Origin of the sequence: Roseobacter sp. FCG-D35 (assembly GCF_033436665.1) — a bacterium.
Lineage (GTDB): Bacteria > Pseudomonadota > Alphaproteobacteria > Rhodobacterales > Rhodobacteraceae > JAWQFO01.
In genome coordinates this window covers 82242-97417 of sequence record NZ_JAWQFO010000001.1, presented here as the reverse complement: position 1 = coordinate 97417, position 15176 = coordinate 82242, and the positions used below count along the sequence as shown (strand labels likewise).

Genomic DNA, 15176 nt, shown 5'->3' with positions numbered 1-15176 from the left:
GTCTAGTAGTCGCGCTCGAAGAAGATGCCGACGCCGGTATTGCCCTCGTTGTCGACCGTGCCCTTGGCGGTGAACGAGTCGGTGATGTCGAAGTTCAGCGAAATCTCGGTATCGCTTCCGGTGCTGGTGACGTCGGTGTAGATATCTTCGGTCAGATACTTGCCCGCCCTGACCGCCGTTTCCCCGTCTTCCGTCGTCGTCACGTCGAAATCGTCCAGCCCGAACCCTTCGCGCAGGCTGCCGATCAGTCCGACACCACCGCGTCCGGCCAGCACCGCGACGGCGTTGGCCAGTTGCAGCGCCTGCAGCGCGGAAATCTCGCTGAGGTTCTTGCCGAACAGAAGCTGCGAGATCACCTCGTCCTCCGGCGCCTCGGGAGACGAGGAGAAACTGACGGTCGGCTCATCCGCAGGACCGTCGAGGATGACCGACGCAGTTCCGTCCGACGTGGTCGTCGACGTCACGAAATAGAGGTAAGGCGTGAGGTCGCCCTGAAATTCGATCCGACCCTCGACCAGTTCGAACCGCTGCCCGAGGATGTCGAGACGGCCGCGCTGAAGCTCGAAGGAGCCTGACGAAATCGGTCGCGCTGTGGTTCCGGTGAGGCGCAATGATCCGCCGAGCTCGGCATCAAGCCCGCGGCCACGCACGAAGATACGACCCGGCGCGTTGATCACGAGATCAAGCGGATAGGCCGGCCCGGCCCCGGCGCCGGCGGCCTCCGGGCCCTCGACGTCAAGCACGCCGGCCCGGGCCCGCGTGAGCCGCTGCGCGCCGGTTTCGCCGATGTGGGTGATTGGCGGGATGTCCCCGATGCTGGTCAGCCCGGTATTGGGGACCGTGACCAGAGTTTCGCCCACGTCGATCTGCCCGGCGATGCGCGCGCCGCCGGTAAGCGGGCCGTTCACCGTGATGCGGCCGTTAAGCAGCGTGCGGTAGAGACGCGGATCGACGATCTCGGCCTGCACGAGCCCGATCTCGAGGTTCGCAGCCAGGGTGTCGAGCGCGATCGTGCCACCGGCCGTGATCTGCCCGCCGGTGCTTGGGCTCGCGCTGGCCTGGATCTGCGCCTGCGCTCCGTTCAGCGCGATGCTGCTGGAAATGTCGACAAGCGCGATGCGCAGGTTCGGGGCCGAGAAGGTGGCATCGCCGATGTTGATGTTGCCGGATACCGACGACAGTGCCGGTGGGCCGTTCACGGTCAGGTCGAATGTGGCCTGCCCGGCAAGGCTGCGCGGCGCAAGGAAGGGCTGGGCCAGTCCAAGCGGCGCCGTGCCGTTGACGGTCAGGTCAAGCTGGCCACCGTCGCCGACAAGACCCGCAACCGCGGCCTGCATACCCGCAGGCCCGTCGACGGTGGTGTCCACCTGCCAGCCGGGCGGCGTTCGGTTGGCCGTTCCCTGCACCGCGAGCGGCCCGGAAAGCTGTCCGACCAGCGGCGCGACGTTGGGCATAGCGGCCGAGAAGGTCAACGCAGCATCCGGCCCGGTGGCGAGCCCCTCGAGGCTGACCTCGGAGGAATAGGGACCGTCGGCATCGAGATCGACGCGCCAGCCTTCCGGCGACTGGAACGCGCGACCGTTGGCCGAAAGCGGACCATTCACCTGCGGCACGAAGGCTCCGACATTGGCGGCCTGTACCTCGAAGTTCAGATCGGCCTCCGGTCCGGTAGCAAGGCCCGAAAGCGTCGCCCGGCTGTCCTGCGGCCCGGTGACATTCGCGTCGACCATCCAGCCGCCTTCGGTCTGACGCAGGCGCGACGACGCCTCGACCGGTCCCGAGACCTGCGGCACCAGCGGTTGCAGGTTCGGGATCGCGACATCGACGTTGATGTCGGCATCCGGTCCGGTCGCCAGACCGGCGACCGCAAGACGCGCACCATAGGGACCGTTCGCGCGCAGGTCGACCTGCAGCCCCTCCTCACGCGGCCGCAGGTTGCCGCGGGCATCGATACCGCCAGTCACCTGAGGCACGACGGGCTGCAGGTCGGGAACCGAGAGTTCGAAGGCAAGGTCCGACTCGGGGCCGGTGGCGAGACCGCGCAGGGCGACTTCGGCATCGAAGGGACCGTCAGCCTGCAGATCGACACGCCAGCCTTCGGGCGACTGTTGTGCGTTCCCGGTGGCGGTCAGCGGCCCGGAGACCTGCGGGACCAGCGGCTGCACGTCCGGAAGCGACAGGTCGAAATCGAGGTTCGCGTTCGCGCCGGTCGCCAGACCTTCAAGCGCCACCTTCGCCTGATAGGGGCCGTCGACGTCGAGGTCGACGCGCCAGCCTTCGGGCGTCTGCTCGGCCACGCCGGTCGCGGTCAGCGCCCCTTCGATCGTGGGAATCAGCGGTTGCAGGTCCGGCACCGAGAGATCGAGGTTGAGCTGCGCATCGGTACCGGTCGCCAGACCGTCCAGCGCGACCTGAGCCTCGTAAGGCCCGTCGACGTCGAGGTCGACGCGCCAGCCTTCGGGCGACTGCGCGGCGACGCCGGTCACGGTCAACGCACCTTCGATGGAAGGCACCAGCGGCTGCAGATCCGGAACTGCCAGATCGAGATTGAGCTGTGCGTCCGGCCCGGTTGCGAGACCTTCCAGCGACAGCTCGGCGTCGTAGGGCGCGGTTGCGGCGAGATCGACCCGCCAGCCCTCGGGCGAGTTCCGCGCATTGCCCTGCGCACTCACGGCCCCGGAGATGCCCGGTGCAAGCGGCTCGATATCGGGAATCGACAGGTCGAAGTCGAGATCGGCGTCGGCCCCCGTTGCCAACCCTTCCAGCGCGACCGTCGCTTGGTAGGGACCGTCCGCCTGCAGGTCCACGCGCCAGCCCTCCGGCGACTGGAACGCGCGGCCGGTCGCCGTGACTGCGCCGGACAGATCCGGCACCAGCGGTGCGATTTCGGGAACGTCGAGGTCGAACTTGAGATCTGCGTTCGGTCCGGTGGCCCGGCCGATCAGCTCTACCCGCGTGTCGTAAGGGCCATCGACGCCGGCGTCGACGACCCAGCCCTGCCCGTCCTGAGTGGCTTCGGCCTTGACCAGCAGCGGTCCGCTGTACTGGGGCGCGATCACGGCGACATCGAAGAACTCGGCATCCAGCGTCGCCTCGCTCTGGTTCGAGCGCAGGAAAGCCGAGGCCGTCAGGCGCATGGCATCGTTGTCGAAGGTCATGTCGCGCAGGAAAGTGCCGGTGTCGTTGCGCGCGGCTACGATGGACAGCACCGTGCGACCGGCAAGTGCCGCGTCCGCCTCGGGGATCCCGATGCCGAGGTCCTGCGAACTGCCGTCGATCACGACGTCGAAGAACCCGGCCAGCGGCGTGACATTGCCCGCCACGGTGACGTCGGCGGCCCCGGACAGGGTCTGCCCGGACAGCGCCGAAAAGCGCGACAGGTCGTCGGCGTCCACGGCAATCCCGATGCGGGTCGGGAAGCCCTCTTCCAGCGCTCCGACGATCGCCTGACCGACCAGCCCGTAATCGTCGCCGCGCAGTGTAACGTCGGTGATCCGGATCGGCTGCCCCTCCACGTAGTTGATGTTGGCCTGACCGGTGATCGCCTCACCCAGCGCGCGGCCAGCGCTCTCGTCTGCAAGCCCGAGGCCCTCGGCTTCGAAGGTCAGATCTGCAAGGAACTGGCCGACCGATTCCAGCGACCCCACCAGCGTTCCATCGAGCGCCAGTTGCGCACGCGATACCGTGGCCGCCTCGTGTTCGAGTTCCGTGATGTCGAACCGGCCCGACAGCGCATCGCCCTGAGCAGCATCGTAGGACACCGACAGGTCGACGCGGTCGACGGTCACGCCGCCCACCGGAAGAATGACCGCGCTTCCGGTCTCGTCCACGATCGTGCCGGTCACGTCGATAAAGCTCGGCCAGTTGGCCTGGTCGATCCGCACCTGCCCGCTGAGGTCGAGCGCACGGGCGGTCACGCGCATGTCGCGCACCTCGGTCGAGCCGTCCGCCCGGCGCAGCGCGTCAAGCCTCAGGCGCACGTCCGGGCCGAAAAACTCGTGGTACTGCGGCAGCACGATTGCGGTCACGTCGCCGCCCACATCGGCGGCAATCTGCAGGTCGGCGCCCTCGGCAGTTTCTTCTTCGGTCAGCGTGACCCGACCGGCGATCCTTTCCTGCCCGTCGGTGCTCAGCCCGATGTCGGCGGCGAAATCCGACAGCGGGCCCTGGCCCGCAACCGTGAGGCTGACCGACGGCGACCCGGGAATCTGCAAGGCCCGTGCTGCGAGGCCTCCCGGCGATTCCTCAAGTTGAAGGTCGAGGTTCAAATCGTTGGATTCGCGTCCAAAAGATACGTCGGCAACCAATTCGCCATCGCGCCCGTCGGTCCGCTGTGCGCTGACGTTGGCCTGAAGTCCGTCGTCGTCGAGCCGGGCCGAAGCACTGACCGTCAGTTCCGCGGCCTCACCGAGGATCGGCGCGCCGAGCGCGATCGCTTCGACCTCGAATTCCTGAACGTTGATGGTGACCGGCAATTCGGGCAGCGCAAATCCGGTCGCCTCGGCATCCGGCACAGCGACCTCGTCCGACGGGATCGGCAGGCGCGGAATGTCGAGCCGTTCCGCCGACAGGCGTTCCACTTCGAGACGGCCGCGCAGAAGCGCCAGGCGGCTCCAGTCCAGCACCACATTCTCGAGCGTCAGCCAGACGCCCTCTTCGTCGGCGATCTCCATGCGCTCCATCGTGGCTTCGGAGCTCAGCGCCCCTTCGAACCCCTCGATACGCACGAAACGTCCCGGCCCGGACAGGGCGTTCTCGAGCGTTCCGACTACGAAGCCCCGGTCCTCGTCGTCATCCTGTGCCAGCAGCGGGGCCGGTAGCGTCAACGCCCACAGCACGATGAGAAACCGTTTCAGGATGCGCATCAGAATGCCTGCCCTATGCCGATGTAGACCTCGATATTGTCGCCCTTGTTCCTGCCCGACGTGGGCACCGCCACATCGAGCCGGATCGGCCCGATGGTTGTGTCGTAGCGCAGCCCGAGGCCCGCGCCGGTCTGCCATTCCCCGGACCCGTCCGGAAACTCCTCGGCACCGATGTAGCCCGCGTCGGCGAAGGCCACGTAGCCGAGGTTTCCTTGCGTTCGGAACCGCATTTCGGCCGAGAGACCGAGAAACGACCGGCCGCCGACGGTGTCGCCGTTGTCGAGTTCGACGCCCAGCGATTCATACGGATGGCCGCGCACCGTGTCGCTGCCGCCGGCATAGAAGAGGAAGTCGGCCGGCGCCTCGTCGAGGTCGGGGCCGACCAGCGATCCGAGCTGCGCACGAAACGCGAAGGTCGTGCGGTCGTCGGTTCCGAAGCTCCGGTACCAGCGCACGTCCGCCTCGGTCAGCATGCCGTTGTCCGCGCCCTTGATGGCCGCGAACGGGGTCGCGTCGACGTTGGCGTAATAGCCCGAGCGCGCGTCGAGTTCCCTGTCGCGGTAATCGAAGGTCAGACCGGCGGGCACGAGAAAGAGCGTGTAGTCGCGTTTGCCGAACGCATCCTCGGTCTCGGCGTGGCGGAACCCGGCGGCGAGCCGGTAGCTGCGGTTGTCGTCGGCGATCCGCTCGAAACCTGCGACCACTTCGTAGGTCTCCGAGAAGTAGTTCGGTTCGTCGAGACGCTCGATCGCGGCGCCGGCGAAGAAATTCGTATCCTCGTTGAAGGTCGCCGGACGCTTGAACAGCACCGACAAGAGGTAGTCGGTGCCGCCGGTGTCGCCGCCGATCCCGGTGACCTCGGCGTCGAAACGCAGCGACTCCGCACCGCCCAAAAGGTTTCGATGCAGCCAGTAGGCACTCAGCGAGACGCCCTCGGTCGTGGCCACCTCGGCGCCGAAGCCGAAGCGGCGTGGCTTCTCCTCGGTGACCTGAAGCGTCATCGGCAATGTTCCGTCCGGGTTCGGCGTCTCGGCCTCGATGAAGGCGACGGCGCTGAATGCCCCAGTGCGGCGCAGGCGGGCCGCCGCGTCGTCGAGCTCCTCGGGCGAATAGGTCTCACCGACCGGCAGTTCGGCGATTTCGCTGATGCGCTCGGTCCGGACGGCCCGGTTACCGGTGATGGTCAGGGCGCCGAACCGCAGCTTTCGGCCGGGATCGAGCGTCAGGTCCGCGTCCACGCGCGCCTGTCCGTGGTTCGCGGTGATCTGTTCGCGCGCCAGCCGGGCCTTGGCATAGCCTTCCTCGCGCCAGCGCTCGATGCCGGACCCGACGGCGTCCTTCATCACGCTGATCCGGGCCGTTTCACCCGACCGGAACCCGTCCGGGATCTCGGTATCCGAGATGATCGGGGCTATGTTCGCACGCCCGAAGGTGAACTTGCGACCCTTGTCGATGGAAATGTCGATCTGGCGGACAGCACCGGGCGAGCGGATCAGCGGAATGTCCGCCGCCTCGCGGCCATCGACGCGAATGCTGATGACCGGCGCAAAATATCCGTTGTCGTAAAGCACCGCGAGCAGGCGCTTGTAGTCGGCTTGTGCCGCCGAGAGAACCTCGAGAGGAAGTACCTCGCTTTCCTGAGCCTGCTGCTCGACCAGAAGAGACCCGGCCTTGAGCGCATCGGCAAGATCATCACTGAACTGCCCGCGCAGGTAGATGTCGGTGGCCCCAGCCGGTCCGATCGCCGCGCCAAGGGCAAGCGCAGAGGCTCCTAAGGTGACAGCCCAGCTGTTCGGCTTGCGTACCTTCGGCGCGCTCAATGCACCGTGCCCATTGTGATCTTGCCTGTGTCCAGTTCCACCCTGCTCTTCCCCTCGTTCTGCGTGAGAAGCGACTTAGCATGCGTCGAACCCGTGACAGGTCCGACGGCCCGATTTTCAGCCCCGGTTGTTGGGATGATAAGGACATGCATCGCACGGTGTAAACACCGTCCAGACACCGGCGCCGCTTTATTGGGCGGGAAACGCTTCCCCTTGGGAAAGCGGCACCCGGTCGGCGTCTTTCCGCTGACAAGCGAACCTGGTCAGGTCAGGATCATGTCGTCGAAATGCAGCACCTCGACGCTTTTCAGGATGTCGACATGGCCCGTGGAAAGATCGACGACCTTCCATGAGGCGCCGGGCCGGTCCTTGACATCGTAATCGGACATGTCTCCGCGGAAATACGCGTGATCGCGCCCCTTCCCGCCCTTGAGCACGTCGGACCCGAAGTTGAACTGGAACGTGTCCGAACCGCCCTGGCCCTTCATCATGTCCTGCCCGCCGCGGCCGTTCAGCACGTCCGCGCCGCGCCCGCCGATCAGGATGTTCTTGCCGTCGCCGCCGATAAGCTTGTCATCCTCGGCCGAGCCGCGCACGCGCTCGAAGCTCGCCAGCCTGTCACCGGCGGCATCGCCCCGCGCTCCACGCCCGGTCGACAGGTTCACGAGCACGCCGGCCTCCGATCCGCTGTAGTCCAGCAGGTCGGACTTCGGGCCGCCGAACAGCTTGTCCCGCCCCGGGCCGCCCGAGACGACATCGCGCCCGCCACCGCCTTTTATGACGTCGTTTCCGGCATGGCCCTCGAATTTGTTGGCCCCGCGGTCGCCAAGCAGACGATCGCCACGCGCCGAACCGATGACGCCTTCGAACGAGGCGATCTTGTCGCCGTCGGCGTGTCCGCCCCGGGCGATGTCTCGCTGCAGGTTCACGGTGACGCCGCCCGAACCCCGGTAGTCCAGCCAGTCGAACCCGGCGCCGCCGCGCATGTCGTCCGCACCGCCCAGTCCGCGGATGACGTCGTTGCCGCGCGCTCCGCTCAGGTCGTCGCGACCCGTCCCGCCGATGATCGTGTCCGACCCGCCAAGACCGGAGATTCTGTCGCCCCCGCCGCGCCCGTTGAGCACGTTGCCAAATCCGTTGCCAACGATCGCATCATCCCCGGAGCCTCCGGTCGCGTTTTCGATCCGTGCGCCGAAAGCGATGGTGTAGCCGCCATGAACGCCCTGCGCGCTCGACAGCAGGCCGCCCGCCCGCATCCCGTCATCGAGATCGAGCGTCGCCGGGCGCAGGTCGATGCGCACGTCGCGTCCGCCGTCGAAGCGGAATTCGTCGGTGCCGCCGGCATCCCAGATCGCCTTGTAATGGGTGCCGGTCTCGTTCCGGTTCGGCAGCCGGTAGATCGTGTCACCGGTCGCATGCTGCATGTTCGCACCGTAAAGCAGCTGCAGCATGGCGATGTCGAAGGTGCCAAGCGTGGCGAAGCTGCGATCGACGGTCTGGTATGTAAACGGATAGCCCGTGGTCTCGCGACCCTGCGCATCGACCTGATCGACGCGGTTGTAGGACATCACCGTATAAAGCATCTGGTTGAGCGCGGAGTTGCCGGTATCGTCGTCGGAGGACACCCCCGGCAGCCGGGCGAAACCTTCGTGCGGATGATCGAGTCCGAGATTGTGAAGCGCCTCGTGGATCACCGTGCCGTAGTTGATGCCGCCGTAGGCAAGCCCGTCGCCGGTCAGCACGCCTTCGAGATAAACCGCATCGGCATTGAAGGACGACCCGTTGCCGCCGACGCCGTAGGAATATCCCGCCGAACCGTCGAACGGGTTGCGATAATACCAGTAGTCAAGATCGGCGCCGTCGCTGACCGGAAGACGGTCGGGAACCTCGCGGAACTTCAGGCGGCTGACGTCGGAAATGTCTTCATGCGCCTGCCGGATGGCCCGCGAGAGAGCATCCGGCCAGGCCGCTGCAAGCTGACCGTCGGGATTGGTGTCGTTGCGGTTCAGCGTGTAGGTTAGGGTCTGGCTGCTCCATTTTTCGAAGCGGCCACCAGACCAGCTGCCAAGGGCTGAGAATATGGGGTTCTCGACGATCTCCGCGGTGATCGACTGGGACGTGACCGATCGAAAGGCCATGTAGCTGCGAATCCAAAAACAGTGATACTCAATAATCGGGTCAAGCTAAGCGCAATCGCCTGGTTTGTGGAGACGGAAATTTTCACCCGGCGGAAATGTGATCGGCCTTGGCTGCGATCAGCCGAAGCGGCCCGCCTTCATACCGAGCACGAGTTTGTCCTGAACCTTGCCGGCGGCCTCCGCCTTGGTGATCCGCCCGTTGCGGTTCTTGTCCAGGCCCTTGTTCTGCTCATAGGCCCGCGAAGGCTTGGAGAACAGGACGTGGCTGTCGAGCTTTCCCACCGCCGCGGGCAGCAAAACGGTCATGTAGACGTCAGGAAGCGAGACCAGAGGATGGCCCCGCGAGTTTCGCTTCAGGTAGCGCTCCACGATGTCGAGTTGGGCGATCGCGCTCATCTTGGCCAGAAGACTGGTACTGGTCCCGAGGTCGCGCGCCGTGGCGGGCATGAACTGGATCAGCCCTGTGGCGCCAGAGCCGGCGGCATTCTTCTGGGCCGGCGAAAAGCTCTCGCCGGTTTCGAAGGCCATCACCGCCATCAGGTGGTTGGGATCGCAGCGCAGCCGGTTGGCAATGGCGATGACTTTCTCGTTGAAGGCCTGGCCATGCTTCTTCCGGGTGACCGCGCCGAACGCCAGCTTGGTGTCCGGTTGCGTCGAGCTGCGCGCCTGCAGAAGCGGCAATGCTCCGGCGCCCGCGATGGCAGCCGAAGCGCTCGGCGCGGGCACCCGGCCGATCGGCCCACCGTGCCCCTGCCCGCCCGAGATCGCATCCTCGAAGTCGAAATCCGGCAGTCGCATGTCCAGCGCCGCCGCCGTACCGGCGCCGACGATTCCGTCATCCGCATCCGGGCCGAACGCGCGGGTCTGGAAGTCGATGACCGCCTGGAAAGTGTTGGGGCCGAAATCGCCGTCGACCTTGATCGCGGAATTGCGCGTGTCGTTCAGGGCCTCCTGCAACTGCGCCACCAGCGGACCCTGCGATCCCATACGCAGGATGACCGATTTGCCCGCGTAGTGTGTGCGGATCATGATCTGTGCTTCTTCTGCAGCGAAGAGCACGTACTCGCAGGATTTCTGCCCGCCGAGCCGGTCGGCGAAAGGTGTTATGAAATTTCGGAAAGGGCCCTGCTCGGATCCGCGGCGACCTTTCTTGACCGTACCCGCGATCGTCTGGCAGCCCGCCGAGGAAAAACGCGCGTCCGCGACATTGCCGTCGACCCCCATGTGGAAAGCGCAATGGATGTTATCCCCGGCGATGCGTCCAACTTCCCAGCGGTCGGAATTGTCAAACAGTGTGTCGTTGGCCGTGCGCTGGATCGTGATCGCGCAATCCTGCTGCAAGGCCCAATGGCCACCGCTGCCCTCGGATCGCTTGTGCCAGCCGGCGGTGTACTTGTCGTAACGCCCGCGCCCCATCTGGTTGACACCGACCCCGCCGCTGGCGAGACGGCGCGCGACCGTGACCCCGAATGGAACGGTCGAACCGGGAAAAACCGCCAGCCCCTTGCCGGGGTGCCAGTGCCCCATCGTGCAGTTCATGGTTTCGTAGTTCACCGGCGCCATCGTGATCTCGTGCCCCGAGGCCATCCCCGTTCCCGACACCATCACCGGGCGGCAGCCGCGCAGACCGAAGACGGTCAGGCAGTCGCCCTTGATCGGAAACTGCGAGCGTTTCCAGAGCGCGATCAAATGCGCCTCGGTCAGCACCAGGCGGCCTTGCGTGTCGTCGACCGGGGCCGCGGCGACAAGGGCCGGCGACGCGGGTGGTGGGATCTCGGGTCCGAAGGTTTCGGATGGCGTCTCCTGCGCGTCTTCTGCAGCCCGCTTTTTTTTGGGGCGGTCCGCATCGTCTTCGTCATCGTCCGGCACAGGCGCGTCGTCGAGGCTCTGCTCGATGATGCGTCGCAGGGCGGCCAGCGAGACGCCGCCGAGGTTGACTTCTTCCACAAGATCGCCGGGGCCACCGTCGATCTGCGCCCGGATTTCCTTCACGCTGGCCGCAACGTTGCCGAGGGAGAGCTGGTCGAGGTTCTCTCGCAGATCGTTGATCTCTTCAGCGATGTCCTCGAGACGCTCCATCTCGGCGGCGTCGTTCGCCGCGCGCGCGATCTCGAACGGCTTGTCGAGCCGGCGCTTCAGGCGACGCAGCCTGCGGCGGATCCTGGCCTTGTTCATCTCACCCCTCCGGACACTTCAATCCCGTGCCGTCCGCGCGGGTCCGGTCGTCCCGTCCGGACGGGCAACGGCGCAAATTGCTGCCTTCAATGACAGGCAGACTATCGCAATTTTGCGCGTGACAGAAGAATTTCCCGCAAGGGTTGCTATCGGGACCTGTCGTTTGGTTCGACCCGCGCCCCTATGAGCGCCGAGAGTTGAGCGTTTCGACAAGGAAAGCCGTGAACAGACCAAAGACAAGAAGGCCGCTGGTGGCGGTCATGCCGGACAAAAGGCGCCACTCGGCGTCGAGAACCAGGTCGCCGTACCCGACCGTGGTGAACGAGACGATGGCAAAGTAGAGCGCGGGTTCCAGGCCGTCGAACAGGCCGAGCAGCCGATAGAGCGCCGCCCAGGACCAGATCGAGACTGTCAGCACGGCAATGATCCAGAACAGCGCGATCGCCACTTCGACGACCGGACGGTGCGGATGTTGGGCCAGCCGCGGCTTGTGATCCAGACGTTCCATGAAATGCGACGCGATGCCGAAGAACAGAACCGCCAGACCCATCTGGAGAAAGATCATCGCCGATCCGACAAGCAGGGAAGAAATCATATGCCTGTCCCTGTCATTGCCGCGCCAATGCTGCCCAGCGACCCCATGTCCGATCCTCCGCGAGACTTCCCCGGCGTTCAGGTTATCACGCAAAGGACCGGATGCCAGCCGATGGCGCGCACCCGGCCAGGGGCGGTGCGCCGGGGCCGCGTTCCGCCCATTATGTTAGGCTCCGGGACCGGTATGGAAGAGGCTGTAGCCGCGCGGATCCTCAGCCGAACATGTCCGCCGTTATGCCGGCATACCAGCCTTCGGATTCCTCGTAGGTCGCCTGGCGAAGTGCTGCGTCCTCGCCGGTCTGGCTGACGAAACTGTCGACCGAGGCAATCTTTTCCTCGGTAGGCTCGTAGGTCGCGCCCACCTTGACACCGTCGTTTTCGGCGATCAGCGACCAGCAGGTGTTGGAGTACCGCGCCGGGAACACCGAAGATCCGGTCAGCGCGCCACGCACGGCATTGGCACAGACCTTGGCCTGGCTGTTGGCCGAGAAGCCCGATTTCGGCATGTCGCCCTGCGCGCTCGAATCCCCCAGCACGTAGATGTCCGGATCGGCTTTCGAGGACATGTCCGCAGGGTTGACCGGAACCCAGTCGCCGTCGGTGACGCCGGCGGCCTCGGCGATGCGCCCGGCCTTCTGCGCCGAGATGACGTTGCAGACGTCGACGTTTTCCACCGCGCCGTCGATATCTACTGTCATCGCGGCGGGATCGACCGAGATGTTGGCCGCTCCGAAATCCGGCCCGATGCGTTCGATCATGCCGCCGTAGTGCTTTTGCCAGCCTTCCTCGAACAGCGCCTGTTTCGAGAACTTCTCCTTCGGATCGACGATCAGGATCTTCGCGCTCGGGTTCGACCGGGACAGCATCCAAGCGACCATCGAAACCCGCTCATAGGGTCCCGGCGGACAGCGGTAGGGGTTGGGCGGCGCGATCATCGCGAAGGTTCCGCCCTCGGGCATCGCCGCGATCTGCGCCCTGAGCAACTCTGTCTGCGATCCGGCCTTGTAGGCATGCGGCATCGCGTTCTGCGCCGTCAGGTCCCAGCCGGGAACGGAGTCCTCGATGAAGTCGATGCCGGGCGACAGGATCAGCTTGTCGTAGGGCACGTTGCCGCCCCCGGCGAGCGCCACGGTCTTCGCGTCCCGATCAACGCCCACGGCCCAGTCGTGCACGACATTGACACCGTAGTCCGAGGCCAGCGTGCCATAGGTATGACCAATTTCGTCGATGGTCTTGAAGCCGCCGAGATAGAGGTTGGAGAAAAAGCAGGTGTAATAGGTGCGCGTGGGCTCGATCAGGGTCACGTCGACCGCGCCTTCGCTGTCCTTGGCGATGTATCGCGCCGCGGTCGCCCCCCCGGCCCCGCCGCCCACTACGACGACGCGCGGGGTGTCTTGCGCCAGAACCAATGGCGCGGCCAGCGACGCGCCCGCTGCGATCCCGGTGCCCAGGAACCCTCTTCTGTCGATGATCATGTCTTCTTCCTCCCTCTTGTTGCGCCTCAAGGATCGAGGGTCGCGAAATAGGCGGCCAGCGCCGCAATGTCCTCGTCGGTGAGACGTGCAGCCACCATGTTCATTACAGGATGTTCGCGCGCCCCGCGCTTGTAGGCGTGCATCACCGTAACGAAGTCTTTTTCAGGCCAGAGGACGATCGACGGTATCCCCACATTTTCGCCGCCCGCCTGGTGGCAGGTCGTGCACTCGCTGGACAGGTAGGCACCGTATTCCGGGTCGCCGACGAGCGCCGGGATCGCCGTGTCTGCGTCTGTCGCTTTCGACGTCGGGTCGGCACCGACGAGATCGGCGCGCCGTGTGGGGAAACTGCGCGGGATCGCGAAATGGTGGCGGCGGTCTTGCATGGCCGTGAATACCGAAAGGCTCGTGCGGATCGTTGCGATGCGTGCCCGCGCGTCGCGCACAAATTCCGCAAGGTGCACGGCAGACGGCTGCGCGCCACGCGTTGCACTCCTGATCGGGTTGGCCTCGGCCGCTTGCGCGCCTGCGATCAGCAGCGAAACAAGCGCGAGGATCGCGGCAGCGCCGGGCCTGCCGCTCTCGCGCTGGCGATACGGCCCGAAGCCGAAGGTGATCAGCCGTTCGTTGACCCCATGCATAAGCCTCACCCAATGCCGCTTGTCTTATCCTATCCTGACCTCACATCAGCCGGCAACACACCTGAGGTTTGAGGAACGCGGGCGCACCCGCCGCGGTGGTCCAAGGCGGGTGCCTTTTACGTCTTCACGGCGTCAGCCACGTCCTAGCTGCATCGAAATCATCTGCGTCGAAATGGCGTGCGTCGAGGCCAAACGCGCGTTTGCCCACTTGGACCGCCATCTCCTGCCAGCCCGCATCCCCGACCACCGCGGCACGCTCGACCTTGCGTGCATGTCCCCGCACAAGATGGAAGTGATCCTTGAGCGCGCCGAGACCTTGCCACCCGTCGAAGTCGCGCAGGTCGATCAGCAGGCGCACCTTGTCATGGGCGGCCATGTACCGGTTGAGATCCTCGATATCGCGCTCGTAGGCCTCGGTGTCCAGCTTGCCGCGCAGGCGAACCTGCAGCACTCCGTTCTCGAGATCGACCTGCTGGATCGTGCCGAGGCTTTCGCGCAGCCACGACCGCGCCGAGTCCACGTCCGCCACGTCAAAGGTCGCCACCGGGCACGGCATGAAGACCGAGACCGCCGAGATGACCCGCTTCATGGCCGCGTTGTCGGTCACGATGGCCGCCCGATCGAAACCGCGCCAGTGTTTCATCCCGGTACGCGCATCCTCGATGATGGCGCCGAGCGTGAAATCGGAGAACCCGCTTTCGATGATGGCGAGCAGACGCACCGTTTCGTTCTGCGCAATGGCGGCGTCGATCGCCGGAACCAGCGTATCGGTGTAGTCCTTGTCCGAGACCGGTCCCGACATCCGGATCTCGACGATGCCATGCGCACCGATCTGTTCGACTTCGATCATGCTTTCACCCATTGGTTTTGCACTTCACTGGCGACACTAGACCATGCACCGGGCCGTCCGGAAAGCCGAATGCCGCCGGCAGGCGTCACAGAGCCGGACCGGTCGGCGAGGTAGCGCCTGAAAAGGTGTCCGGTCCGCGACCCGAGATTGCTTGAGCCTTGGTTTTCTGCTGCTTCGCATCAGCATCGACGGGCCGGACCTCAGTGTTCGGACACGGAAATCAGCGCAAGCTTCGGGTCGAATTGCCATTGGCGAAGCGATGGCCGACAGGGTTTTCCCGAACCGTCAATCTGTCTTTCGACAATCTCCCCTCATGGTTGAATTTTTCTTTTTGTTCAATGAGATGGAACCTGCCGCGCAGTGCCGGTGTTGGTTGGTGGTTACGAGAGTATGGCGCAGCCGCGTACAGATGTTTCACAGTAATCTGGGGTCGCGCCGGTGTTAACACACCGGTGCGACTTTCAGTTTCCGGACCTCCCCAACGCTTCGGGTCTCGGCGGCCGCCCTCGCGGCGAACGCGCGCTGAAAGGCAGGCCCGACACATTCCTCAGGATAGCCATTGCGGATGCAGTCGAACGGGCGACGTTGAAAGGGTCTCGCCACGGGTCGCAGATGGCA

8 protein-coding genes are annotated in these 15176 nt (G+C 65.3%); all 8 read right to left on the bottom strand.

Annotation, left to right across the window (positions count from 1 at the left end):
* Positions 1-2: 2 nt before the first annotated feature.
* On the bottom strand, positions 3-4865 hold the full coding sequence (locus R5H30_RS00420) for a translocation/assembly module TamB domain-containing protein (RefSeq protein WP_318326008.1): 4863 nt from the start codon (positions 4863-4865) through the stop codon (positions 3-5).
* A complete protein-coding gene (locus R5H30_RS00415; RefSeq protein WP_318326007.1) occupies positions 4865-6685 on the bottom strand; it encodes an autotransporter assembly complex protein TamA in 1821 nt (606 codons plus the stop codon). The genes R5H30_RS00420 and R5H30_RS00415 overlap by 1 nt, the downstream gene beginning before the upstream one ends.
* A 263-nt stretch (positions 6686-6948) precedes the next feature.
* The gene (locus R5H30_RS00410; protein WP_318326006.1) at positions 6949-8823 is read right to left on the bottom strand and encodes a M10 family metallopeptidase C-terminal domain-containing protein; all 1875 of its coding nucleotides are present in this window, start codon (positions 8821-8823) and stop codon (positions 6949-6951) included.
* Positions 8824-8940: 117 nt separating this feature from the next.
* Positions 8941-10998 (bottom strand): peptidoglycan-binding protein, encoded by a 2058-nt coding sequence (locus tag R5H30_RS00405; protein ID WP_318326005.1) that lies wholly within the window; start codon positions 10996-10998, stop codon positions 8941-8943.
* A gap of 181 nt (positions 10999-11179) precedes the next feature.
* Complete coding sequence (locus R5H30_RS00400; RefSeq protein WP_318326004.1) at positions 11180-11593, bottom strand: potassium channel family protein; 414 nt, start codon at positions 11591-11593, stop codon at positions 11180-11182.
* 211 nt (positions 11594-11804) lie between these two features.
* A complete protein-coding gene (locus R5H30_RS00395; protein WP_318326003.1) occupies positions 11805-13067 on the bottom strand; it encodes an FCSD flavin-binding domain-containing protein in 1263 nt (420 codons plus the stop codon).
* A 26-nt stretch (positions 13068-13093) separates the two neighbouring features.
* Positions 13094-13708, bottom strand: coding sequence for a c-type cytochrome (locus R5H30_RS00390; RefSeq protein ID WP_318326002.1), 615 nt, complete (start codon positions 13706-13708; stop codon positions 13094-13096).
* A gap of 124 nt (positions 13709-13832) precedes the next feature.
* Positions 13833-14558 carry a SpoIIAA family protein gene (locus R5H30_RS00385; RefSeq protein WP_318326001.1) on the bottom strand — a complete coding sequence of 242 codons (726 nt, stop codon included), beginning with the start codon at positions 14556-14558 and terminating at the stop codon, positions 13833-13835.
* Positions 14559-15176: the final 618 nt, after the last annotated feature.